This is a genomic window from Citrobacter sp. TBCS-14 (assembly GCF_005280805.1).
Classification (GTDB): domain Bacteria; phylum Pseudomonadota; class Gammaproteobacteria; order Enterobacterales; family Enterobacteriaceae; genus Citrobacter; species Citrobacter gillenii.
The window spans coordinates 53,312-78,186 of record NZ_SZWM01000164.1 but is presented as its reverse complement, the minus strand read 5'-3'; the positions used below and the strand labels follow the sequence as shown (position 1 = coordinate 78,186).

The following is a 24,875-nucleotide window of genomic DNA, read 5'->3' as shown; positions in this document are numbered from 1 at the left end:
AATTTCTATCCTTCCTTTCAGTTATTCTGACGACATTCTTACGATGCTTATCTCATCGGATGTCGTGTTGACGAGATTAACTTTACCGGTAGAAGCGTCAATTAATCAGAGCAACGGTAAAACAATGAAAGTATAAAAAACAAATTCTCATCAATTATGGAGAAAAAAAGAATTAATTGCGCAGAGTTGAAATTAAATATTACAACAGGATGATTTTGAAAGGATTATGGAGAATTATACATGAAGCCTGATTATTAATAAAGCAACTCACCAGGAATAATCCGTAATAACGAAAGCGCACACAAAAAATACCCCCCGGAGATAAACCCGAGGGAAAGATATTGATTATAACCTTTCCAGCATCAGCCCCGCGCGTAAACCACAGGCCACGTTTGGGTTGGGAAACAGCACATATTCAACATCATGAGTAACAACAAAACGCGCATCGCCGTCCTGCGCCAGCAATGTGCCCTCGTTAAAGGGGGTAAAATTCAGCGTCTGATTGTTCATATGAAGAACAAAATCGTCGCTGTGTCGCGTGATTTGCGACACCACGCGATAGCGCAGCGGCGTGGTTTGCGTGGATGATGCACGCTCACCCTGCAACAAAGCCGCCAACGCCTCCGCCGTGTGAGCAAACTGCGTCAAATCGTTTTGCCCGAACGCCAGAGCCTTACCCAGCTCCAGCGTACAGGCCAGCGCACCGAAATGCTCGCCACTGAAATGGGTAAATGTCCCGCCCGGTGTCTGATGGAAAACCAGCGCCTCCAGTCCCGCATCCCCCAGCCACGATAGAAACCCTTCGTCCCAGGGCACGTTGCGCTGCGGCAGTACGCCAAAGCGCAGATGATGCGAACCACGAATGGCGGTGTGCAGATCCAGATGCCAGCGCACGGACTCCCTGGTGCGCGAATAAAACGCTTCCAGGCACAGCTCAAGTTCGCGGGCGCGCCGCGTTTCACCGCTCTCGACAAATATCTGCCAGCGCCCGCCAAACATACGGTTCATGTCGCTATGGCAATAGCGCTTCCCCTCCGCCAGCGCCTGCGGATTGCCCAGAATCACCAGCAACCGCCATGTCAGCGTCAACTCGCCACGAAAAAGCGCGGACAGCAGCGCATCCAGCATCTCAACCGGTGCCGTTTCATTGCCATGAATACCTGCAGAGATCACCAGCGAACGATCAACCTCGGCGACCGGCGTCAGCTCCAGCATCCCGTGCCCTGTCCACCGCCAGCTAAAACTATGAGCCTCACCGTGGGTGATATCCGGCGAGGTTCCCGCGAGGGTCAGGGCCAGAAAGTTATCCATAGATCGCCCGCTCCTGCTGGAAAGGATACACCGAGCCGAGATTGAGCAGTTGCGTCAGCGAATCCAGCGCTTCGCGCCCTTCACGTAACAGCTGGGGGTCAGCAAGATCTGCAGCGGTAAGCCGGTCCCGGTAGTAACGATCAACCCAGTTATTGAGCGTATTGAACAACGTGTCGTTCATCATTACCGCCGGATTCACCGCCTGCAGTTCCTGTGGTGTTAACACCACTCTCAGTCGCAGGCATGCCGGACCGCCGCCGTTCGACATACTTTCACGCAGATCGAATACTCGCAGGTCGTCAAGCGGATTATCCGCGTCCAGTAGACCGTTCAGATAGCGCCACACGCCCGCGTGTTCCCGACACTCCTGTGGTAAAACCAGCATCATTGAGCCATCATCACGGCTCAACAACTGGCTGTTAAACAGATACGTTGCCACCGCATCCGCCACCGACACCTCCGCAGCAGGCACTTCCAGCACCGTAAACCCATCAACCTGAGCGCGTAGCTGGCTCAACAGCGCCTGCTGTCGGACAAATGCCTGTTCATGGCAAAACAGCACCTGGCGATTCGATACCGCGATAACGTCGTTATGGAACACGCCACTATCGATAACGTCCGGGTTTTGCTGGGCAAAGATAAGTTGATGTGGATTAACCTGGTTCAGCCGCGCCACTGCTTCGCTGGCCTCACGCGATTGTCTGGCCGGGTAGCGCCTCGGCTGTGACACATTCCCCTCCTCGCGACCGTAAACAAACAGCTGCACACCAGGTGCACCGTAATCTCCGCCAAGGCGATTGTGGTTGGCCGCCCCTTCATCGCCCAGCAGAGCCACCTGAGGTAGCGCGCTGTGGACCGCAAAAGCATGCTCATCACGGAATATCGCCCGTAATAACGCTTCGGTAGTCGGCGCTTCCAGTGAACGGTGGAATTTGTTGTTCAGGTTCGCCACCGTCAGATGCACTTTCCCATCCAGTGAATCGGCCGAAGGACAGACCGTGGCCGCATTCGCCACCCACATCGGCGAGGCCGAGCTGGCGCTGGAAAGCCAGTGTGGCGCCTGACGCGCCACCTTTTCCAGGATCTGCTCATCGCTACCGCTGAAGCCGAGCTGACGCAGAACCGGAATATACGGACGTTCATGCGGCGGGATCACCGCCTGAGGAAACCCGGCATCTGCCAGCGCTTTCATCTTTAATAAGCCCTGCTTCGCCGCCAGACGGGGATTCGACACCTGAAAACGGTGCCGGGTCGAGGCCTCATTGCCAAACGACAGCCCCGCATAATGGTGGGTCAGTCCCACCAGCCCGTCGAAATTGACCTCACGCGCTTTCATCGCTTTTCTCCACGAGAAAAATCCAGACCTGGGCTCAGCGTCGTCGGCAATGTTAATGCCGGTGACTCCAGACTCGCCATTGGCCAGGCGCAGTAATCTGCGGCATACCACGCGCTGGCACGATGGTTTCCTGAAGCCCCCACTCCGCCAAACGGTGCCGTACTCGCCGCCCCGGTCAACGGTTTATTCCAGTTAACGATGCCCGCCCGAGCTTCCAGCAACAGCTGGTCAAACTGATTGCGATCCGGTGAGACCAATCCGCATGACAGGCCAAATCGGGTGTGGTTCGCAAGGCTTATTGCCTCGTCGAAACAGTCATAACGCCAGACGCCGAGCAGCGGACCAAATACCTCTTCATCCGGCACGTTGGCCACACCGGTGAGTTCGATAATGCCCGGCGCCAGCAGTGACGTGCCCGCTTTTACCCGTCGCGGCGCCAGCAGCGTACGGCCACCTAACGCCTCAAGACGCTGCCAGGCATCACAGACGTGTTGCGCCGCCTGCTCAGATATCAGTCCGCCGATAAACGGTTGCGGCTCGTCATCCCACTTGCCGGGCAGTAAACGCTGGCTGACCTCAACCAGGCGCGCCAGAAACGCATCGCCCTGCGCACCTTTTTTTACCAGCAGACGGCGGGCGCAGGTGCAACGCTGCCCGGCGGTGACAAACGCAGACTGAATAGTCAGATGCACGGCGGCATCAATATCTTCCGGATTCTCAATAATTAACGGGTTGTTGCCCCCCATCTCCAGCGCGAGGATTTTTTCCGGCTGACCGGAGAGCTGTCGGTGCAGTTGATAACCCGTATTGGCGCTACCGGTAAACAGCAAACCGTCGAGATCTTCCAGCGCGCTTAGCGCCTGCCCGGTTTCGCGCCCACCCTGCACCAGGTTTAGCACGCCCGCAGGGAGTCCCGCCTGCGCCCACAGTTTAGTCACCGCTTCACCGGTCCACGGCGTCAGTTCACTGGGTTTAAAAATCAGCGTATTGCCCGCCAGCAGCGCCGGAACGATATGACCGTTGGGGAGATGGCCGGGGAAGTTATACGGACCAAATATCGCCAGCACACCGTGAGGACGATGGCGTAACGTCGCCGCGCCGTCGGGTAATTCGTTGTGTTGCTCTCCGGTACGCGTGTGGTACGCCTTTACGGAAATGGCGATTTTATTGATCATCGCTGTCAGTTCGGTGGCTGCTTCCCAGCGTGGTTTTCCGGTTTCTCTGGCGATAATGGTCGTCAGCTCGGCTTTGTTGCTCTCCAGCAATGTGGCGAATTTTTCCACCACCGCCTGGCGCGCGGAAAAGGGTTGCCTGGCCCAGCCCGCAAATGCCGCTCGTGCGGCGCGGCATGCCTGCGCCACCTGCGTAGCATCTGCATCATGGCCTTGCCACAATACATCGCCGCCCACCGGATTAGTTTTAACCCGACGCTCGCCCTGGCCCGTTACCCAGTCGCCGTTTATCCATAAAGTCATGCTGTTTTCTCCTCTGCACATAGACGAACGAAACGGACATGGTCACCCGCATGGCACTTCAGGGCATCCAGCTGCGCTGCCGTCAGCACCAGCCGCTGGGTATGCGGATCGGCGCGCACCAGCATGACGCGGAAGTTATGGTAGTTTTCATTCGCCACCAGACAGGCCGGATACTCTCCCGGCGCGGGCTGGCCTTCAGCCACCTCCACCAGCCGGCTTTTCCGAATCGCCCGCACCCGGTCGATATCGCATTCCAGCGTCGGTCCGCCGTCGAAAATGTCGACATAGTTGCGATAGCGGAAGCCTTCTTTCTCCAGTACCGCACGCGCCGGTGCCGTTTGCGGATGCACTTCGCCAATCACGCTTTGCGCTTCATCCGACAGGAAGTGGGTATAGATAGGATGCTTGGGCATCAATTCGGCAATAAAGGCTTTTTGCCCGGTGCCGCAAAGAAAATCGGCACGGCTAAACTCCATCGAAAAGAAGCGTTTGCCGAGGCTCTGCCAGAACGGGGAGTAGCCGTGTTCATCAATCACACCGCGCATCTCGGCCACCACTTTTTCATTAAACCGGTCGCGGAATGCCGCCATAAACATAAAGCGCGATTTCGACAGCAAATAGCCGTTGCCCTCTTTACGCCAGTTCGGATCAAGAAACAGGGTGCAAAGTTCGCTGCTGCCGGTGTGATCGTTACTGAGAAACAGCGTCGGCAGCGCGTTATAGACGTTCAACTCCTTCGAGGCATGGACCAGCGTCCCGACGCGATAGTTGTACCAGGGGTCGTTTAGCCCGACCGCCACTTCAATCGCGCAGATCCCGGCCACGGTACCGGTGGCACTGTCCTCGAGTACAAAAACGTAGCCCTGCTCACTTTTTGGCAGTTCGCCCTGCCAGGTTTGCAGTGAACGCTCAATACGCGCCATCAGCGTGGCTTCGTTAGCCGGAAGCGAGGTCAGCCCACCGCCGGTCTTACTGGCCAACTGCATCAACGCCGTAATATCGGCGCGTTCAATGGGACGGATCACCATCATGATGAACCTCCTGCTTTAATACGTTCGCAGGCCAGCGCAAAGCGATCCAGTCCGCTGGCAACCTCTTCTTCGCTAACGTTCAGCGCAGGTGCAAAACGCACCACGTTACCGCCAGCAATCAGCACCATCACGCCGACATTGGCCGCCTCTTGCGAGATAAGCTTCGCTTTACCGGCAAACTCTGCATTCAGCACACAGCCGATCAGCAGGCCAAGTCCACGAACCTCACTAAACAATCCAAAACGTTCGTTAATGGCGTTAATACGCTCCACAAACCAGTCGTGACGCTGTTTCACGCCAGTGAGGATTTCCGGCGTGTTAACGATCTCCAGCAGTTTTCCGGCCACCGCAGAAGCCAGCGGGTTTCCGCCGTAAGTGGTGCCATGCGTACCCACCGTCATAACGCTTGCGCATGGTTCAGTAGCCAGCAGCGCCCCAATAGGGAACCCACCGCCCAGCGCTTTGGCCGTGGTCAGCAGATCCGGCGTCACGCCGTAGTGCATATAGGCATACAATTCGCCGGTACGTCCCACGCCAGTCTGCACTTCATCAAAAATCAGCAACGCATTGTGGAGATCGCAGAGTTCGCGCAGTCCCTGCAAAAAGGCCTTTGTCGCAGGCACCACGCCGCCTTCACCCTGAATCGGCTCAACAATAACCGCACAGGTGGTGTCATCAATCAGCTGGCTGGCAGAGTCAAGATCGTTATACACCGCATGGCGGATATCCGGCGGCAATGGCGCAAAATCCTGCGAATAGGCCGGCTGGCCCCCGGCGCTGACGGTAAACAGCGTGCGACCGTGGAAGGCGTTTTTAAACGCGACGATGCCGCTTTTCTGCGTGCCGAAACGGTCGTGAGCATATTTACGCGCCAGTTTTAATGCCGCTTCGTTGGCTTCTGCGCCGGAGTTACAGAAGAAGACACGCTCGGCAAAGGTGGCATCAATCAGTTTTTTTGCTAGCCGCAGTACCGGCTCGTTAGTGTAGCCATTTCCGGTATGCCAGAATTTACCGGCCTGATCGTTTAATGCTTCGCGCAAAGCCGGGTGTGCGTGACCCAGCGCGTTAACCGCAATGCCTCCCGCGAAATCGATATACTCTTTGCCCTGCTGATCCCACAGTCGCGAGCCTTCACCGCGAACCGGCACAAAAGGAGCCGGTGCGTATACGGGCATCATCCATTCATCAAAATTTTCACGCGTAACTGACAGAGACATAGCGACCTCTACGGTAAATAAAAAGTTATTTATATGTTAATAAATATAGTGTTTGCGGTGTAAATGTAGAGTGCAGGGTTCGTGCCAGCCAGCAAAAAATATGCATAAACACGATGAGACAACGAAATATCAATAAGTTACGAACCATCAATATTCATCATATGTGCATATAAAGTGAATACGTTCGCCAGCGGGGTGAATAATTAGAGGAAAAAACGCAATTCTATTCAGTCGCCAAATATAATTCTGGAATTGTGATCGTATACGAAATTTTTCGGAAATTATTGCCCCATTCTGACGCGTATCGCGCCAAAACAGTGCAGTTTTTGCCCCATCGTTAACGCCATTAGCAATCATTGTTGGAATCAGGTGACAAGAAGCAGTCAGCCTGCGGAAATTCTGCTACCATCCTTGCACTATTCATCTTGCAAAGTGGCAGCGACTATGAAATTTGTCTCTTTTAATATCAACGGCCTGCGTGCCCGTCCTCATCAACTGGCAGCCATTGTCGAAAAACACCAACCGGATGTGATCGGCTTGCAGGAGACAAAAGTCCACGATGACATGTTCCCTCTCGAAGAGGTCGCAAAGCTGGGTTACAACGTTTTCTATCACGGTCAAAAAGGCCATTACGGCGTCGCGCTGCTGACGAAAGAAACGCCCATTTCGGTGCGTCGTGGCTTCCCGAACGATGACGAAGAAGCTCAGCGCCGTATTATCATGGCCGAAATCCCGTCTCCACTGGGGAATATCACCGTGATTAACGGCTATTTTCCGCAAGGCGAAAGCCGTGACCACCCGCTGAAGTTCCCAGCCAAAGCCGCGTTTTATCAGAACCTGCAAAACTATCTGGAGACTGAACTGAAGCGCGACAATCCGGTGCTGATCATGGGAGATATGAATATCAGCCCAACCGATCTGGACATCGGTATTGGTGAAGAGAATCGCAAACGCTGGCTGCGTACCGGCAAGTGCTCCTTCCTGCCGGAAGAGCGTGAATGGATGGAACGACTGATGGGATGGGGTCTGGTGGACACGTTCCGTCACGCACATCCGGACACCGCCGACCAGTACTCGTGGTTTGATTACCGTTCAAAAGGCTTTGACGATAACCGTGGTCTGCGTATCGATCTGCTGCTGGCGAGCAACCCGCTGGCGGAGCGCTGCGAAGAAACCGGCATCGACTATGAGATCCGCAGTATGGAAAAACCGTCCGACCATGCGCCGGTATGGGCCAAATTCCGCGTCTGATCGCCTCAGCGTTGCCACTCTCCGGGCCTTGCCTGGAGAGTCGGTGTAGCCTGAGCAAAATCAAAAAAACCACGGTAATACATTGTTGCCAACGGGGATTTATTATATCTTCGCGCGCACTTTCGCTGGCGAAACGCGTTATTACCCTCGGTATTACAGGAGACCCCCATGAAAAAGAAGTTCGCATAAAGCAGAATACAGACTGCTGATCGTTGCGCTACTCCTCTGTGTCCTGGTGGGCGTTCTCCATTATTCTGGCCTGAGTGGCCTGATAACCCATTTCCACCTTTTACAAGATCTCATCCGCCAGAGCGGCATATACGGCTACGTGCTGTACATTCTGCTGTTTATCGTCGCTGCGCTGTGTCTGATACCCGGCAGCATGCTGGTGATCGTCGGCGGTATCCTGTTTGGCCCGCTGGTGGGGACGCTTGTATCGCTGTTTGCAGCCACCGTGGCCTCGGCGCTGTCGTTCTTACTTGCCCGCTGGCTGGGTCGCGATCTGCTGCTGAAATATGTCGGGCATACGGCCACCTTCCAGGCGATAGAAAAAGGCATTGCCCAAAGCGGTAGCGATTTTCTGATCCTCACCCGCCTGGTGCCGTTATTCCCGTACAATATTCAAAATTATGCCTATGGGCTGACCGCCATCCCATTCTGGTCATTCACCGTCATTTCTGCGCTCACCACCTTCCCCGGCCTGTTCATCTATACGCTCATGTCGCATGAACTCGTCAGCGACGGTATCACCCTGGCGTTTATGGTTAAACTCAGTATTGCTGGCATTATTTTATTTACCCTGGTACAGGCAGCCAAAGCCTGGGCCCGCGTGAAGCGTATTGATCCCTCTGTCCAACGTGAGTTAGCCGATAAATCATGAAGCTGAACAAAACGCACGTCATACGCTATTGCCGGACCGGGCTGATTCTCCTGCTACTGCTGGCGCCGATCGCCTGGATATGGGTGCCCGGCGTCAGTGATTTTGTCAGTCACAGCCTGGCGGCATTCGCCACAGTTGACCAGCACGCCATTGAAAATCTCATTCGGTCATACGGTGCTCAGGCTGCGGTGGTATCGTTTTGCTTAATGATCTTACAAGCCATTATCGCCCCGCTTCCGGCGTTTGTGATCACCTTTGCCAATGCGTCATTGTTCGGCGCATTCTGGGGAGGCGTACTCTCCTGGACCAGCGCAATGGCTGGCGCGGCGCTATGCTTTTTCATCGCCCGTGTTTTTGGTCGTAGCACGGTGGAAAAGCTGACCGGAAAAACGGTGTTGAATAGCATGGACGCCTTTTTTGCACGCTACGGCAAACACACTATTCTGGTCTGTCGCCTGTTACCTTTCGTTCCCTTTGATCCGGTCAGTTACGCCGCCGGTCTGACATCGATCCGCTTTCGTCATTTTTTCCTCGCCACCGGCGTCGGTCAGCTACCCGCGACACTCGTCTATTCCTGGGCCGGCAGCCTGTTAACCGGAGGAGCATTCTGGTTCGTGACCGGGCTATTTGTATTATTTGCGCTGACTGTGGTTATCTCCGTGGCGAGAAGCATTTATCTTGAACGGCACAGAAAACACGTCTGAGGCCCCCCTTAACAACTGGAGAGTGTATGCGTTATTGCTTATTGTGCCTGAGTTTGCTGTTTTCACCGCTGGCGACCTTCGCGCAAGATCACAGCTGGCAGCAGATCAAAAACGACGCCCGCGGCCAGACGGTGTGGTTCAACGCCTGGGGAGGCGATAACGCAGTGAACCAATATCTCGACTGGGTAAGCGGCGAGATGAAAACACATTACGCCATTAACCTGAAAATCGTGCGTCTGGCCGATGCTGCCGACGCGGTTAAGCGTATTCAAACAGAGGCCGCTTCCGGGCGTAAAACCGGCGGCTCTGTCGATTTACTGTGGGTGAACGGTGAAAACTTCCGTACGCTGAAAGAGGCAAACCTGCTGCAAACGCAGTGGGCGCAGACGCTACCCAACTGGCGCTACGTTGATACCCTGCAGCCTGTCAGCGAAGACTTCTCCATCCCTACAGAGGGAGCCGAGTCACCGTGGGGAGGCGCGCAGCTTACTTTTATCGCTAACCGTGATGTGACCGAACAGCCACCACAAACCCCGCAGGCGCTGCTGGCATTTGCCAAAGCGCATCCTGGTACGGTGACCTACCCGCGCCCCCCGGATTTTACCGGGACTGCATTTCTTGAGCAGTTGCTGATGGCGCTTACTACCCAACCACAAGCGTTGAAAATGGCGCCCGATACCGCGACGTTCGCTGATGTTACGGCTCCGCTGTGGCAGTATCTTGACACGCTGCATCCGTTTTTATGGCGTGAAGGTAAAGACTTCCCGCCTACGCCCGCACGAATGGATACGCTGCTGAACAACGGCGTACTGCGCTTGTCGCTGACCTTTAACCCCGCGCATGCACAACAAAAAGTGGTCAGCGGTGAATTGCCCAAAAACAGCTACAGCTTTGGTTTTACGCAAGGCATGATTGGCAACGTGCATTTTGTCACGATCCCGGCTAACGCCAGCGCCAGCGCAGGGGCGAAAGTCGTCGCCAACTTCCTGCTCTCTCCGGAGGCGCAACTGCGTAAAGCCGATCCCGCCTACTGGGGCGACCCTTCGGTTCTCGACCCGCAAAAATTACCTGCGGCACAACGTGAAGCTCTGCAGGCACGGATCCCTAAAGGATTACCCACCGTGCTTCCTGAACCCCATGCGGCCTGGGTAAACGTACTGGAACAAGAATGGCTACGCCGTTACGGTACGCATTAATCCTGCTGATATGGGGCGTCATGGCGGTGATTTATTTGCCGCTGGTACCTGCCGCCATCGCACTTTTCACACCTGCGCTCTCCATCACTTATTGGCTGGCGCTGTTTGCCGATCCCCAGCTGCCGCAGGCGCTGATGGCGACGCTGGTTTCCGTGACGCTGGCGACCCTCGGTGCGTTGGTCATTGCCCTGTTGGCGATCCTCGCCATGTGGCCCGGCGCGGGCTGGGCGCGGCTGTGCACCCGGCTGCCGTGGCTGTTGGCGATTCCGCACGTCGCGTTTGCCACCAGCGTCCTGTTGTTGTTTGCCGAAGGCGGTCTGCTGTACCGCGTGTTGCCTTTTCTTACCCCACAGGCTGACCGCTACGGGATCGGTCTGGGCTTGACGCTAGCCGTCAAAGAGAGCGCTTTTTTGTTATGGGTACTCTCGGCCCTGCTCAGTGAAAAGCAGCTTGCCCGGCAGGTGACCGTGCTGGACTCGCTGGGATATAGCCGCCTGCAATGCCTCAACTGGTTGGTCTTACCCGCCATCGCACCGGCACTGGGAAAAGTGATGCTGGCGGCCACTGCATGGTCATTGTCGGCGGTGGATGTGGCGATCGTGCTGGGTCCGGGCAATCCGCCAACGCTTGCGGTGTTGAGCTGGCAATGGCTCACTCAGGGCGATGCCGACCAACAGATAAAAGGCTCGCTCGCCAGCCTGCTGCTGGTACTGCTGCTGTGTGTGTATGCGCTGGTTGGTTATCTGCTCTGGCGCAGCTGGCGGCGTACCCTGCCGGGGATTAGCGGGAAGCGTCAGCGTTTTTCATCCTATCCACTGGGGCGCTCACTGGCGCAACTGGTGCCCGTAAGCGGCGTACTCTGCCTGCTGGTTCTGGCCCTGGTTGCACAGTATTCATTCATCGATAGCCAGACGTTATTCACCAGCCTGCAAGTGGGAATGATTGCCAGCGCACTGGCATTAATCACGCTGTTGCTATGGCTGGAATGGGGACCACAGCGCGGACATCGTTGGGTCTGGCTGCCGATTATCCTGCCTGCACTCCCGCTGGTCACCGGACAATATACGCTGGCGCTACACTCACAGCTGGATGGTCAATTGTTGACGGTTGTCTGGGGACATTTGCTGTGGGTCACACCGTGGATGCTGTTTATCCTCAAACCGGCGTGGCAGCGAATTGATCCGCGGTTAATGTTGATTGCGCAGACGCTGGGCTGGTCGCGGGAGCGCATCTTCTGGCAGGTGAAATGTCCGCTGCTGCTGCGTCCGGCGCTGATTGCTTTCGCGGTGGGATTTTCCGTCAGTATCGCCCAGTATATGCCGACCCTGTGGTTAGGGGCCGGACGCTTTCCCACGCTGACCACCGAGGCCGTTGCATTGAGCAGCGGCGGCAGCGCGGCACGGCTTGCGTCACAGGCGCTCTGGCAACTGCTGCTGCCGCTGTTGGTTTTCGCACTGTCAGCATTACTCTCCGCATGGGTTGGCCGCTGTCGACAAGGACTCCGCTAATGCTAATTGTGAAAAATGTTTCGCTACATCTGGGACCTTGCGTTCTGCTCAACAAGGCCAATTTCGAGGTCAACAAAGGTGACATTGTCACTATTATGGGTCCCTCCGGCAGCGGCAAATCATCGCTGTTCTCGTGGATGATTGGCGCACTTTCTCCAACGTTTCAGGCGAGTGGCGAGCTGTGGCTTAACGACCGGCGCATCGACTCGTTGCCCACGGCGCAGCGCCAGATTGGCATTTTGTTCCAGGATGCCCTGCTGTTCGACCATTTCAGCGTGGGGCAAAATTTGCTGCTGGCACTCCCCGCAAGTCTGAAAGGATCGGCCAGACGAGATAAGGTCGAGCGCGCCCTTGAGCGTGCCGGGCTGGCGGGCTTTTATCATCGCGATCCGGCGTCACTCTCCGGCGGGCAACGATCGCGTATCGCCCTGCTGCGCGCGCTGTTGGCACAACCACAGGCGCTGCTGCTGGATGAACCCTTCAGCCGACTGGACACCTCGCTGCGCGACGCGTTTCGCCAGTGGGTCTTTACCGAAGTGCGCAAGCTGGGTATTCCCGTGGTGCAGGTTACCCATGACGCGCAGGACGTTCCGCCCGCGGGCCGCGTTTTGCAGATGGCAAACTGGGCGTGAATGTGGCGATATGCTGCGTTAACGCAATGATTTTATCGGGCTGGCGGCACAGAATGTCGTCTTCTTTTTTTCAACGTCGGGCTATTCGATGAAACGTGTTTCTCAAATGACCGCGCTGGCACTGGCTTTAGGGCTCGCTTGCGCTTCTTCCTGGGCTGCTGAAACAGCACAGACGCTCACCCTCCACCAGTTACAGCAGCAACAAGGCGCGGCAATCGATACCCGTCAAAGTGCGTTTTATAACGGCTGGCCGCAATCGCTTAATGGCCCTTCCGGCCATGAACCTGCCGCCCTGAACCTGTCTGCCGCCTGGCTCGACAACATGAACGACGAGCAACTCACCGCCTGGGTTAAGCAACATCAGTTAAAAACCGATGCACCGGTAGCGCTGTATGGCAGCGAAAGCGACATGCAGGCCGTTAAAGCGCGTCTGCAGAAAGTGGGCTTTAGCCAGCTTTCCACGCTCAGCGATGCACTGCAGGATCCCGCGCGCCTGCAGCGCCTACCGCACTTCGAACAGCTGGTCTATCCGCAGTGGCTACACGACCTGCAACAAGGCAAAGCCGTCACCGCTAAACCGGCCGGTGACTGGAAAGTCATTGAAGCGGCCTGGGGGGCACCGAAGCTCTATCTGCTCAGTCATATTCCGGGTGCCGGATACATTGATACCAACGAAGTCGAAAGCGAACCGCTGTGGAACAAAGTCTCCGACGCGCAGCTCAAAGCGATGCTGGCTAAACACGGTATTCGTCATGACACGACGGTGATTTTGTATGGCCGTGATGTCTATGCGGCGGCGCGTGTCGCACAGATCATGCTGTACGCAGGCGTGAAAGATGTTCGCCTGCTCGACGGCGGCTGGCAGACGTGGTCCGACGCAGGATTACCGGTCGAACGCGGCACGGCACCGACGGTTAAACCGGAGCCTGATTTTGGCGCGACGATCCCTGCCCAGCCGCAGCTGATGCTGGATATGGAACAGGCGCGTGGCCTGCTGCATCGTCAGGATGCGTCGCTGGTCAGCATTCGTTCGTGGCCGGAATTTGTCGGCACCACCAGCGGTTACAGCTACATTAAACCAAAAGGTGAAATTGCGGGGGCGCGTTGGGGTCATGCGGGCAGCGACTCCACGCATATGGAAGATTTCCATAACCCGGACGGCACCATGCGCAGCGCAGACGATATCGCCGCAATGTGGAAACAGTGGAACATCTTGCCGGATCAGCAGGTTTCCTTCTACTGCGGTACCGGCTGGCGTGCCTCGGAGACGTTTATGTACGCCCGTGCGATGGGCTGGAAAAACGTCTCGGTGTACGACGGTGGCTGGTTCGAGTGGAGCAGCAATCCGAAGAACCCGGTAGCCAGCGGCGAGCGCGGCCCGGACACCAGCAAGTAATCGCTGATTATTCCTGACGCTGGACCGATTTCAGCGTCAGGTATCCGCTCCAGATCCGCGTGAACGTTGTCAGCCAGCACAGCGCACCAAATATCCACGCCAGCACGGCAAAATAATCAGGGAACAGACAGCCCAGCACGAACAGCAATATCGTCTCGGTGCCTTCGGTCAACCCACCTAAATAATAAAACGATTTATGCGCATAACCGGGGTTATCAATCTGATGCTTCGCCGCCAGCGCGGCAAAGGCCAGGAAACTGCTGCCGGTGCCGATAAACGCAAACAATAGCCAGCTGCCCGCCAGCGCATTCTGCTCGGGTGCCGCCAGAATAAAGCCAAACGGCACCAGCGCGTAAAACAGAAAATCGAGTGAAATATCGAGGAATCCGCCGGCATCGGTCAGTCCCCTGCGCCGCGCCAGCGCGCCGTCCAACCCATCAAACAGACGATTAAGCACAATGGCGACCAGCGCCGCCGAATACCAGCCTAATGCCAGAAACGGCAAGGCCAGCACGCCAATAGCGAAACCGAAGAGCGTCAGACCGTCCGGCGAAATACCGGGCTTATCAATCATGCGAGCGCACTGATGTAGCAGCGGTTTTAACCGCGGATGAAGATGGCGGTCAAGCATCTGGCCGTCCTTTGAAACTGTCGCACAATCCCTGCGAAGGAATATCCAGCGCGGCGTTAAAGCGTGCCGAGAGATTTTGAAAGGCAATCAGCGCGGTCATTTCGGTAATCGTGTCATCGGTAAAATGCTGCTGCATTTGCGTCTTCAGCGTATCATCAAGGCGCGGCGGCGTGGCAGTCATCGCATCCGCATAGGCCAGCGCCACGCGCTCTTCTGCGCTAAACAGTGCAGACGATTGCCAGTTCGCCACCTGTAACACTTTATCCAGCGCACCGCTGCGTTCGGCCAGCCGTAAGCTGTTGGCATCCACGCAGAACGCGCAATGACACACCTGCGACACCCGCGTCATCAACAGCGCGCGCATCACCGGGGTTAATCGCGCCCGTTTACGCTCCAGAAATCCGACAAACAGCGCGACCAGCCAAAACAGAAACGGCATACGCCCCCACCAGCGCGTGGGATGCAGCACGTCGCCGTAATGTTTTTTCTGCGTCGCGACAAGCGGTTTCAAACTGGAAGGGATACGCGTCAACGGTTTTACCCACGCCTGAGGATCGTTCAACGGTGACTCCTGAATACTTTAGATAAAACAAAGATAGCGATAGTATGTCACTTTCTGCTGTTAGATCTTGATGAATATGATGAAAACCCTCGACGTGGTCGCCGCTATCCTTGAACGTGATGGCAAAATATTACTCGCTCAGCGCCCGGCGCATGCGGATCAGCCGGGTATGTGGGAGTTTGCGGGCGGTAAGGTAGAGCCCGGCGAGAACCAGCCGCAGGCGCTGAGGCGTGAACTGCACGAAGAACTCGGCATTGAGGCGATTGTTGGGCAGTACGTTGCCAGCCATCAACGCGAAGTATCAGGCCGGATTATCCATCTGCATGCCTGGCATGTGCCAGATTATCAGGGCGAACTGCACGCGCATGAGCATCAGCAACTGGTGTGGTGCCTACCTGAAGAGGCGCTGACGTATCCGCTGGCGCCTGCCGACATCCCGCTCTTACAGGCATTTATTCTTTTACGCGACGCCAGACCAGCGGATTAGTGCCGATCGTTTTCTCATCGCGCTGGCATTGCAACAGCACGCCATCAGCCTTGATCACCGCGCCTTCCGAATAGTTTTGATCCTGATAAACGCAGCACTGATTACAGGGCTGCGCCCGCTGACCGCTGGAACTGAACACTTCTGGCGGCACATTAACCTGCACATCCGGGCGATAAAGCTGATTTGCCAGTGCCGTGCTGGAGAGCAAAACCAGCGCACCTGCCATGATAAAACGGCGCATACTCTTTCCTTTTAAACTGACCTCTATGCTCAGTATAACGGTATAAACCGGCTGAAACTTTAGTCCCTTCCCGCATCGTTTTTAGTTATGACCTACGCCGCAATATTAATTTCCTTAGCGGGGTTAATTTTTTCTTGCGTCCCGTCACACTGCTGATGTTATAGTCAAAAACTGCACAACACATAACATAAACATCAAAAATATAACCATATCAATACATAAGAGGTTCTTATATCTATGGATCAGACATGTTCTTTGGCGTCATTTCTCAACCATGTGCAAAAGCGCGACCCGAATCAAACCGAGTTCGCGCAAGCCGTTCGTGAGGTCATGACGACGCTGTGGCCGTTCCTCGAACAAAACCCGCGCTATCGTCAAATGTCATTGCTGGAACGTCTGGTTGAACCTGAGCGCGTGATCCAGTTCCGCGTGGTCTGGCTGGACGATCGTAATCAGGTACAGGTTAACCGCGCATGGCGTGTACAGTTTAGCTCGGCGATTGGTCCTTACAAAGGCGGCATGCGTTTCCATCCGTCGGTAAACCTGTCGATCCTGAAATTCCTTGGCTTCGAGCAGACTTTTAAAAACGCCCTCACCACGCTGCCGATGGGCGGAGGTAAAGGCGGGAGCGATTTCGATCCAAAAGGCAAAAGCGAAGGCGAAGTGATGCGTTTTTGCCAGTCCCTGATGACCGAACTGTTCCGCCATTTAGGGCCAGACACTGACGTTCCGGCGGGTGATATCGGCGTAGGCGGTCGTGAAGTCGGCTTTATGGCCGGGATGATGAAAAAACTCTCCAACAACAGCGCCTGCGTCTTTACCGGCAAAGGTCTGTCGTTCGGCGGCAGTCTGATCCGCCCGGAAGCGACCGGCTACGGCCTGGTGTACTTCACCGAAGCAATGCTTAAGCGCCATGGTCTGGGCTTTGAAGGCATGCGTGTCGCCGTTTCCGGCTCCGGTAACGTGGCGCAATTCGCCATTGAGAAAGCCATGGAGTTTGGTGCCCGTGTGGTGACCGCCTCCGACTCCAGCGGTACCGTGGTTGACGAGAGTGGCTTCACGAAAGAGAAACTGGCGCGTCTGTGTGCCATTAAAGACAGCCGCGATGGCCGCGTGGCGGATTACGCCCGTGAGTTTGGCCTGACCTATCTGGAAGGTAAGCAACCGTGGTCAGTGCCGGTGGATATCGCCCTGCCGTGCGCTACGCAGAACGAACTGGATGTGGACGCTGCGCAGATGCTGATTGCCAACGGCGTCAAGGCCGTGGCGGAAGGCGCAAACATGCCGACCACCATCGAAGCCACCGATCTGTTCCTCGAAGCGGGCGTACTGTTTGCGCCGGGTAAAGCCGCCAACGCCGGTGGCGTGGCGACATCAGGCCTGGAAATGGCGCAGAACGCCGCGCGTCTGGGTTGGAAAGCGGAGAAAGTGGATGCGCGCCTGCACCACATCATGCTGGATATTCACCACGCCTGCGTCGAGTACGGTGGTGAAAGCAAACAAACCAACTACGTGCAAGGCGCCAACATTGCTGGCTTCGTGAAAGTTGCCGACGCGATGCTGGGCCAGGGTGTGATTTAATCATCAGTCATGACCGCATTACAGGCCTGCCTCCTCTGAAGGCGGGCTTTTTTTCGCCGGACGTTTTCGCGGCGCGCTCTTTTTCTTCTCCGCGCCAGCCGGCGCGGTTATCCCGCGGAATCGGCGTACTGGCGTACGTTTAGCCTGGTCAATCAGCTGATACAGCGTGTCCACCAGCGGCTGCATAAAGTCCTGATAGCGGCACTGCTTTTCACTGATTTGCGTCAGGATCGACTCCCAGTGCGCGGTCATATCCGGACGCGTTGCCATTTCTGGCAACGAATGGAACAGCGCCTTTCCGGGATCCGTCGAGTGTATATAGCGACCCTTTTTCACCAGGAACCCGCGCTTAAACAGCAGTTCAATAATCCCCGCACGCGTAGCCTCCGTTCCCAGTCCGTCGGTGACACGCAGGATTTTTTTCAGATCTTTATCCTGCACAAACCGTGCGATCCCGGTCATCGCCGACAACAGCGTCGCGTCGGTAAAATGGCGCGGCGGTTGGGTCTGGCGTTCCACCACTTCGCCCTTTTCACACAGTAGTTCGTCATCACGAGCCACCACCGGCAACGGTGTGCCGTCGTTTTCTTCGTCGCGCTCTTTGTTACCCAGCAGCGTACGCCACCCGGCTTCCGCCAGGAAACGGGCTTTAGCAACAAATTTGCCTTTCGCAATATCCAGCTCAATGACGCACTTGCGGAATACCGCGTCCGGGCAGAACTGCATCAGATACTGACGCGCAATCAGGTTGTACACCTTGGCTTCATTGTCATTCAAATTGATGGATGAACTACGCGCAGTGGGAATAATCGCGTGGTGCGCATCAACCTTTTTATCGTCCCAGCAGCGATTACGCGTATCGGGATTAACCGCAGGCTGCGGAAATAAATCCGGAGCGTGCACGCTAATCGCATTCATCACCGCATGGCGACCGGCAAAATGTTCTTCCGGCAGATAGCGGCTATCAGAACGCGGATAGGTAATCAATTTGTGGGTTTCATACAGCTTCTGGCAGATATCGAGCACGTTTTGCGCGCTCAGTCCGAAGCGTTTAGCGGCTTCAATCTGCAACGCCGACAGTGAGAACGGCAACGGTGCGGATTCTGATTCCCGTTTATCGTTATAGCTGGTGACTATCGCTGGCTGACCGTTGATGCGTTTCACCACATGCTCCGCCAGCGTACGGTTCAGTAAGCGCCCTTCTTCATCCTGATAAGGTTCACACGCCTCGCTCGGCTGCCAGATAGCGGTAAACCGCTCGTCGGCAGGTGTGACGATATGCGCTTTGACCTCAAAGAAATCTTTGGCGACGAAGTTTTCAATCTCTTCATCACGGCGCACCACCAGACCAAGCACCGGCGTCTGCACACGCCCCACGGACAGCACGCCTTGATAACCCGCGTTACGCCCAAGAATGGTATAGGCGCGCGTCATATTAATGCCGTACAGCCAGTCGGCACGCGCTCGCGCCAGCGCCGAAACGCACAGCGGGATGAACTCGCTGTTGGCGCGCAGACGAGAAATTGCCCGCTCCACCGCCTGTGGGTTAAGGTCGTTAATCAGACACCGTTGTACCTGATGCCGCTTTTCCGGCGCCAGTTGCAGGTAATCCAGCACTTCATCGACCAGCAGCTGTCCTTCACGATCGGGGTCTCCCGCGTGAATGACTTCACTGGCCTCATGCAGAAAGCGCTTGATGACGTTGAGCTGTTTGGTGACGGAGGGACGCGGCTGCAGTTGCCACTTTTCCGGTACAATCGGCAAGTCGACCAGACTCCAGCGTGCATAGCGACTGTCGTAGGCGTCTGGCTGCGCCTGTTCAAGCAGGTGACCGATACACCAGGTCACCACTTGCCCATTTCCGCATTCAATAAAGCCATCACCTTTGCGATGTGGCTTAGGGAGCACATCGGCAATCGCGCGCGCCAGACTCGGTTTTTCGGCAATAAACAACCGCATCGAATTAACGGATCTCAACCATGGCGCGACCGCCACGTGCTTCAACCAGCTCACCAATCGCGGTGAGATCAATGCCAAACTGCGCGGCAACCGCTTTCACTTCAGCCTCAGATTCCGGTGTTACCGCCAGCAGCAGGCCGCCGGAGGTTTGCGGATCGCACAGCAGGTCTCGTACCGCCTGCGGCATCTCACCCATCAGATGCCCGTAGCTGGCAAAGTTACGCTGCGTGCCGCCCGGCACTGCGCCTTGCGCGATGTACTCTTCAACACCAGGCAGTTTTGGAATATCCTGGTAAACGATTTGCGCCTGAACGCCCGCGCCCTGACACATTTCGCTCAGGTGTCCCAGCAGGCCAAAACCGGTCACGTCGGTCATGGCTTTCACGCCTTCAATGTCCGCAAACGCTGCGCCCGCAATATTCATGCGGCACATCACTTCCGTCGCCAGCCCAACATGCTCAGGCTTAAGCAGCGATTTTTTCTCAGCGGTGGTCAACACGCCAATGCCCAGCGGCTTGGTGAGGAACAGCTTACATCCCGCTTCTGCGGTGCTGTTTTTCTTCACGCGCTCGGTAGGGACCACGCCCGTCACGGCGAGACCAAAAATCGGCTCTGGGGCATCAATAGAGTGACCACCCGCCAGCGCAATGCCGGCCTGGCGACAGGCGAAACGCCCGCCTTCGGTCACTTCACGGGCGACTTCCGGTGCCAGCTTATCGAGCGGCCAGCCCAGAATCGCGATAGCCATAATCGGTTTGCCACCCATCGCGAAGATATCGCTGATGGCGTTGGTCGCGGCGATGCGGCCAAAATCAAACGGATTATCGACTATCGGCATAAAGAAATCGGTGGTGCTGATAACGCTGGTGCCATTACCCAGATCGTACACGGCCGCGTCGTCGCGGGTTTCATTCCCCACGAGTAAATTCGGATCAACAAATTTCGCCTGCTCGCTGTGCAGGATGGTTTCCAGCACTTTGGGGGAAATTTTACAACCGCAACCGGCTCCGTGGCTGTATTGCGTTAAACGAATAGCGTGCTCGCTCATGGACATCTCCTGTCATTGCAATCGGGCTATGGTAGCGCTCATTCCATGATGTGGTAAGAGTGACTGTCTGAATTCGGGTGTCTTTGCTCATAATCCAGACAGTTTAGCCGCTGAAATCAGAAATACTGGACGAATGCGCTCGGATCGGCAGGGTTAATCGTGGTGGATGCTTTAAGCTGTGGCGTGCCCAGATAGAGGAAGCCGACAATTTTATCCTGCGCACGACAGTCAAATGCCTCGCGCACCACTGCACTTTCGGTTAATGCACCGCTGCGCCAGATCCCGCCAAAGCCTTGCGCAATCGCCGCCATTTGCATGGCCATTACCGCACAACCCGCTGACATTTCCTGTTCCCACAGTGGAACCTTGTCACTTTCTTCACATTTCGCCACCACCGCAATAATCAGCGGGGCACGAAACGGCGCAGTACGCGCTTTTTCGACAGCCTTTTCGTCGCCCTCTGCGGCAATAGCCCCTTTTTCGAGCACGGCGCTAAAACGCTCACGCCCTGCACCTTCAATCACAAAGAAACGCCACGGCTGCAGCGATTTGTGATCCGGGGCGCGCATCCCCGCCCGCAGGATATTTTGCAGTTGCTCACCCACGGGAGCGGGTTCAACAAGACGAGAGGCGCTACGGCGGGTAAGAAGTAATTCGAGTGCATCCATTTGCTTAACTCCAACAATGAAATTTGTTCACAAAATTAACACGTGAGCGGATTTTGTTACAGCGCCGGCGGTGATTCCTGCTGACAAGTGCCTGCCGGGTCATTACGATAGCCACATCTTAACGCCTTCTCCGGTAAAACGGGGGGCGTGTTGTTCATCGGTAGGGAGAATACATGCAAACCCTGTGGCGTTTTATTGCCGGAATTTTTAAATGGACGTGGCGAATACTGAATTTCGTCCGCGAATGTGTACTGAACCTGTTCTTTATCTTTTTGGTCCTGGTGGGCGTGGGGATCTGGATGCAGGTCAGCAGTAGCACCTCCAGCGAACACGCGGAGCGTGGCGCACTGCTGCTCGATATCTCTGGCGTTATTGTCGATAAGCCCTCGAGCACCAGCCGCTTAAGCGTCATCGGACGTCAGCTGTTTGGCGCCAGTTCCGATCGCCTGCAAGAAAACTCACTGTTCGATATCGTTAACACCATTCGCCAGGCAAAAGACGATCGCAACATCACCGGCATCGTGATGGATTTAAAAAACTTTGCCGGGGCCGATCAGCCGTCCATGCAATATATCGGCAAAGCACTGCGCGAATTCCGCGACAGTGGAAAACCGGTATTTGCCGTGGGCGATAACTTCAGCCAGGGACAGTATTACCTCGCAAGCTTTGCCAACAAAATTTGGCTCTCCCCGCAGGGTTCGGTTGACCTGCACGGCTTTGCGACCAACGGTCTGTATTACAAGTCTCTGCTGGATAAACTAAAAGTCTCCACCCACGTTTTCCGCGTCGGTACCTATAAGTCCGCCGTCGAGCCGTTTATTCGCGACGATATGTCCCCGGCCGCACGTGAAGCCGACAGTCGCTGGATTGGCGAGTTGTGGCAGAACTATCTCGATACCGTTGCTGCTAACCGCCAGATCCCGGCGCAGCAAGTGTTCCCGGGCGCACAGGCGATGCTTGACGGCCTGACGAAAGTGGGTGGCGACACCGCGAAGTACGCCCTCGACAATAAACTGGTCGATGCTCTCGCCTCCAGCGCTGAAGTGGAAAAACTGCTGACTAAACAGTTTGGCTGGAGCAAAACAGAGAAGAACTACAGTGCCGTCAGCTATTACGATTACACGCTAAAAACCCCGGCGGATACCGGTGACAGCATTGGCGTAGTCTTCGCCAATGGCGCGATCATGGACGGAGAAGAAACACCGGGGAACGTCGGCGGCGACACCACTGCGGCACAAATCCGTGAAGCGCGTCTCGACCCGAAGGTAAAAGCCATTGTCCTGCGCGTTAACAGTCCAGGCGGCAGCGTCAGCGCCTCGGAAGTGATCCGCGCTGAGCTGGCTGCAGCAAAAGCGGCGGGTAAACCGGTGGTGGTTTCCATGGGCGGCATGGCGGCCTCCGGCGGTTACTGGATCTCAACCCCGGCAAACTACATTGTGGCGAACCCCAGCACCCTGACCGGCTCCATCGGCATCTTTGGCGTGATCAACACCGTTGAAAACAGCCTCGATTCCATTGGTGTACATACCGACGGCGTGGCGACCTCGCCGCTGGCCGATATTTCCGTCACCAAAGCGTTACCGCCGGAAGTGCAGCAGATGATGCAACTGAGCATCGAGAACGGCTATAAGCGCTTCATCACGCTGGTCGCGGATGCACGTAAGACAACGCCAGAGCAGATTGATAAAATCGCCCAGGGCCACGTCTGGACCGGTCAGGATGCAAAAGCGAATGGTCTGGTCGACAGTCTCGGCGATTTCGACGACGCTGTAGCAAAAGCGGCAGAACTGGCGAAACTGAAACAATGGCATATTGAGTATTATCAGGACGAGCCCACGTTCGTTGATATGGTCATGGACAGCATGTCTGGTTCCGTTCGCGCTATGCTACCAGAAGCCATTCAGGCCATGCTCCCGGCACCACTGGCCTCTGCGGCAAGCGTGGTAAAAACCGAAAGTGATAAGCTGGCCGCGTTTAACGACCCGCAGAACCGTTATGCGTTCTGCCTGACCTGCGCCAACGTCCGCTAACTCTTGACCCCTCTTCGGGATGAAGAGGGGTTTTTCTTTGAGACAGAAGAAAAGTCATGCAGAAGAAATCGATTTACGTTGCCTATACCGGCGGTACCATCGGTATGCAGCGCTCAGAACAAGGTTATATTCCGGTTTCCGGCCATCTTCAGCGTCAACTGGCATTGATGCCTGAATTCCACCGCCCTGAGATGCCAGACTTCACCATTCACGAATATGTCCCGCTGATGGATTCCTCCGATATGACGCCAGAAGACTGGCAGCATATTGCGGAAGATATTAAAGCTCACTACGACGAATACGACGGTTTTGTGATCCTGCATGGCACCGACACCATGGCGTTCACCGCCTCGGCGCTGTCGTTTATGCTGGAGAATCTGGGCAAGCCAGTTATTGTGACAGGGTCACAAATCCCGCTGGCTGAGCTACGTTCAGACGGACAAATCAATTTGCTGAATGCGTTGTACGTTGCGGCCAATTATCCGATCAATGAAGTCACTCTGTTCTTCAATAACCGACTGTATCGTGGTAATCGCACTACCAAAGCGCACGCCGACGGTTTTGACGCCTTCGCTTCACCTAACCTTGCACCTTTACTGGAAGCCGGGATCCACATCCGTCGTTTGGGCACCCCGCCCGCGCCGCACGGTGCGGGCGAGCTGATTGTGCACCCTATCACCCCGCAGCCGATTGGCGTGGTCACGATTTATCCTGGAATTTCCGCAGACGTGGTGCGTAACTTCCTGCGCCAGCCAGTCAAAGCGTTAATTCTGCGTTCTTACGGCGTGGGCAATGCCCCGCAGAATAAAGAGTTCCTGAAGGAGCTTGAGGATGCCAGCTCACGCGGTATTGTGGTCATTAACCTCACGCAGTGCATGTCCGGCAAGGTCAACATGGGCGGTTATGCGACGGGGAATGCGCTGGCACATGCGGGCGTGATTGGCGGTGCGGATATGACCGTTGAAGCAACACTGACCAAGCTGCATTATTTGCTGAGCCAGGGTCTGGACACGCAGGCCATCCGTGACGCGATGACGCAAAACCTGCGCGGTGAACTGACGCCGGATGATTGAAGGAGGAGTGACGATGGCACGAGCATTACTGCTGGTTGATTTACAAAACGATTTTTGTGCCGGAGGCGCACTTGCCGTTCCAGAAGGTGATAGCACCGTGGATGTCGCCAATCGCCTGATTGACTGGTGTTCGCTGCGCGGTGAGAAGGTTGTTTCCAGTCTGGACTGGCATCCGGCTAATCACGGCAGCTTTGCCAGCCAGCATCAGGTCGCCCCTTACACGCAGGGACAACTGGACGGCCTGGCGCAGACGTTCTGGCCGGATCACTGTGTACAGAACTCGCAGGGAGCGGCCCTGCACCCTCTGCTGAATCAGCACGGCATTGATAAGACGTTCTATAAGGGCGAAAACCCGCAGGTTGACAGCTACAGCGCATTTTTTGATAACGGTCGCCGTCAGGCAACGGAACTGAATGCGTGGCTTATGCAACAGCGTATTACCGACCTCATCATCATGGGGCTGGCAACCGACTACTGCGTGAAGTTTACCGTCCTCGATGCGCTGGAACTGGGCTATACGGTGAACGTCATTACCGACGGTTGTCGAGGGGTGAATATTCAGCCTCAGGACAGCACGCAGGCGTTTATGGAAATGGCCGCTGCGGGTGCAACGCTGTATACGCTGGCAGACTGGGAAGAAACGCAAAGATAGAACGTT

At 55.8% G+C, this 24,875-nt stretch carries 23 protein-coding genes; 12 read left to right on the top strand and 11 right to left on the bottom strand.

All coding sequences use genetic code 11. From position 1 onward, the window contains the following. Positions 1-345 precede the first annotated feature (345 nt). The 5 genes from astE to FDX22_RS04070 are packed head-to-tail and all read right to left on the bottom strand — an operon-like array spanning position 346 to position 6,370. Positions 346-1,311 carry a succinylglutamate desuccinylase gene (astE, locus tag FDX22_RS04090; protein WP_096757277.1) on the bottom strand — a complete coding sequence of 322 codons (966 nt, stop codon included), beginning with the start codon at positions 1,309-1,311 and terminating at the stop codon, positions 346-348. Next, entirely contained in the window at positions 1,304-2,647 is a 1,344-nt protein-coding gene (gene astB, locus FDX22_RS04085; RefSeq protein WP_135912151.1) for an N-succinylarginine dihydrolase, read from the bottom strand. The genes astE and astB overlap by 8 nt, the downstream gene beginning before the upstream one ends. Next, the gene (gene astD, locus FDX22_RS04080) at positions 2,644-4,122 is read right to left on the bottom strand and encodes a succinylglutamate-semialdehyde dehydrogenase (protein WP_146716748.1); all 1,479 of its coding nucleotides are present in this window, start codon (positions 4,120-4,122) and stop codon (positions 2,644-2,646) included. Before astD ends, astB begins: the two co-directional genes overlap by 4 nt. Continuing rightward, on the bottom strand, positions 4,119-5,153 hold the full coding sequence (gene astA, locus FDX22_RS04075; protein ID WP_146716747.1) for an arginine N-succinyltransferase: 1,035 nt from the start codon (positions 5,151-5,153) through the stop codon (positions 4,119-4,121). Before astA ends, astD begins: the two co-directional genes overlap by 4 nt. Further along, entirely contained in the window at positions 5,150-6,370 is a 1,221-nt protein-coding gene (locus tag FDX22_RS04070) for an aspartate aminotransferase family protein (RefSeq protein WP_146716746.1), read from the bottom strand. Before FDX22_RS04070 ends, astA begins: the two co-directional genes overlap by 4 nt. Positions 6,371-6,814: 444 nt before the next feature. On the opposite strand from FDX22_RS04070, the gene xthA reads away from it, so the two are divergent. The 7 genes from xthA to FDX22_RS04030 all read left to right on the top strand — a co-directional run bounded on the left by xthA (position 6,815) and on the right by FDX22_RS04030 (position 13,937). Further along, complete coding sequence (gene xthA / locus FDX22_RS04060) at positions 6,815-7,621, top strand: exodeoxyribonuclease III (RefSeq protein ID WP_115258681.1); 807 nt, start codon at positions 6,815-6,817, stop codon at positions 7,619-7,621. A 328-nt stretch (positions 7,622-7,949) separates the two neighbouring features. Then, on the top strand, positions 7,950-8,501 hold the full coding sequence (locus tag FDX22_RS04055) for a TVP38/TMEM64 family protein (protein WP_249418532.1): 552 nt from the start codon (positions 7,950-7,952) through the stop codon (positions 8,499-8,501). Next, a complete protein-coding gene (locus FDX22_RS04050; RefSeq protein WP_146716745.1) occupies positions 8,498-9,205 on the top strand; it encodes a TVP38/TMEM64 family protein in 708 nt (235 codons plus the stop codon). Before FDX22_RS04055 ends, FDX22_RS04050 begins: the two co-directional genes overlap by 4 nt. Before the next feature lie 26 nt (positions 9,206-9,231). After that, positions 9,232-10,401 (top strand): ABC transporter substrate-binding protein, encoded by a 1,170-nt coding sequence (locus FDX22_RS04045; RefSeq protein WP_115258683.1) that lies wholly within the window; start codon positions 9,232-9,234, stop codon positions 10,399-10,401. Next, a complete protein-coding gene (locus tag FDX22_RS04040; protein ID WP_146716744.1) occupies positions 10,374-11,909 on the top strand; it encodes a thiamine ABC transporter permease in 1,536 nt (511 codons plus the stop codon). The genes FDX22_RS04045 and FDX22_RS04040 overlap by 28 nt, the downstream gene beginning before the upstream one ends. Then, complete coding sequence (locus FDX22_RS04035; RefSeq protein ID WP_146716743.1) at positions 11,909-12,541, top strand: ATP-binding cassette domain-containing protein; 633 nt, start codon at positions 11,909-11,911, stop codon at positions 12,539-12,541. Before FDX22_RS04040 ends, FDX22_RS04035 begins: the two co-directional genes overlap by 1 nt. 88 nt (positions 12,542-12,629) lie before the next feature. Further along, entirely contained in the window at positions 12,630-13,937 is a 1,308-nt protein-coding gene (locus FDX22_RS04030; RefSeq protein ID WP_137399332.1) for a sulfurtransferase, read from the top strand. Positions 13,938-13,944: 7 nt separating this feature from the next. Here the strand turns inward: FDX22_RS04030 and FDX22_RS04025 are convergent, their stop codons facing one another. Further along, entirely contained in the window at positions 13,945-14,568 is a 624-nt protein-coding gene (locus FDX22_RS04025; RefSeq protein ID WP_135912158.1) for a CDP-alcohol phosphatidyltransferase family protein, read from the bottom strand. Beyond that, positions 14,561-15,130: a carboxymuconolactone decarboxylase family protein gene (locus tag FDX22_RS04020; RefSeq protein WP_146716742.1), complete on the bottom strand. Its 570-nt coding sequence runs from the start codon at positions 15,128-15,130 to the stop codon at positions 14,561-14,563. Before FDX22_RS04020 ends, FDX22_RS04025 begins: the two co-directional genes overlap by 8 nt. A gap of 79 nt (positions 15,131-15,209) precedes the next feature. Between FDX22_RS04020 and FDX22_RS04015 the strand changes: the two genes are divergently transcribed. Further along, the gene (locus FDX22_RS04015) at positions 15,210-15,617 is read left to right on the top strand and encodes a pyrimidine (deoxy)nucleoside triphosphate diphosphatase (RefSeq protein WP_135912878.1); all 408 of its coding nucleotides are present in this window, start codon (positions 15,210-15,212) and stop codon (positions 15,615-15,617) included. On the opposite strand, the gene FDX22_RS04010 is transcribed toward FDX22_RS04015, so the two are convergent. Further along, a complete protein-coding gene (locus FDX22_RS04010; RefSeq protein WP_115258689.1) occupies positions 15,583-15,858 on the bottom strand; it encodes a YnjH family protein in 276 nt (91 codons plus the stop codon). The two genes, FDX22_RS04015 and FDX22_RS04010, sit on opposite strands and share 35 nt — an antisense overlap. A gap of 237 nt (positions 15,859-16,095) precedes the next feature. Here FDX22_RS04010 and gdhA point away from each other — a divergent pair, with 237 nt between their 5' ends. Continuing rightward, positions 16,096-17,439: an NADP-specific glutamate dehydrogenase gene (gene gdhA / locus FDX22_RS04005; RefSeq protein WP_096757292.1), complete on the top strand. Its 1,344-nt coding sequence runs from the start codon at positions 16,096-16,098 to the stop codon at positions 17,437-17,439. A gap of 18 nt (positions 17,440-17,457) precedes the next feature. Here the strand turns inward: gdhA and FDX22_RS04000 are convergent, their stop codons facing one another. The 3 genes from FDX22_RS04000 to FDX22_RS03990 all read right to left on the bottom strand — a co-directional run bounded on the left by FDX22_RS04000 (position 17,458) and on the right by FDX22_RS03990 (position 21,114). Then, positions 17,458-19,398, bottom strand: coding sequence for a DNA topoisomerase III (locus FDX22_RS04000; RefSeq protein ID WP_146717029.1), 1,941 nt, complete (start codon positions 19,396-19,398; stop codon positions 17,458-17,460). A gap of 4 nt (positions 19,399-19,402) precedes the next feature. Continuing rightward, positions 19,403-20,446, bottom strand: coding sequence for a selenide, water dikinase SelD (gene selD / locus FDX22_RS03995; protein WP_115258691.1), 1,044 nt, complete (start codon positions 20,444-20,446; stop codon positions 19,403-19,405). A 116-nt stretch (positions 20,447-20,562) separates the two neighbouring features. Further along, positions 20,563-21,114, bottom strand: coding sequence for an NAD(P)H nitroreductase (locus FDX22_RS03990; RefSeq protein WP_096757296.1), 552 nt, complete (start codon positions 21,112-21,114; stop codon positions 20,563-20,565). A gap of 173 nt (positions 21,115-21,287) precedes the next feature. Between FDX22_RS03990 and sppA the strand changes: the two genes are divergently transcribed. Genes sppA through pncA form a run of 3 tightly spaced genes read left to right on the top strand, consistent with a single transcriptional unit; the run spans position 21,288 to position 24,869 of the window. After that, positions 21,288-23,144, top strand: coding sequence for a signal peptide peptidase SppA (sppA, locus tag FDX22_RS03985; RefSeq protein WP_135912159.1), 1,857 nt, complete (start codon positions 21,288-21,290; stop codon positions 23,142-23,144). Positions 23,145-23,200: 56 nt separating this feature from the next. Then, a complete protein-coding gene (ansA, locus tag FDX22_RS03980) occupies positions 23,201-24,217 on the top strand; it encodes an asparaginase (protein WP_096757298.1) in 1,017 nt (338 codons plus the stop codon). Between the two features lie 13 nt (positions 24,218-24,230). Next, positions 24,231-24,869: a bifunctional nicotinamidase/pyrazinamidase gene (pncA, locus tag FDX22_RS03975; RefSeq protein WP_146716741.1), complete on the top strand. Its 639-nt coding sequence runs from the start codon at positions 24,231-24,233 to the stop codon at positions 24,867-24,869. Positions 24,870-24,875 lie beyond the last annotated feature (6 nt).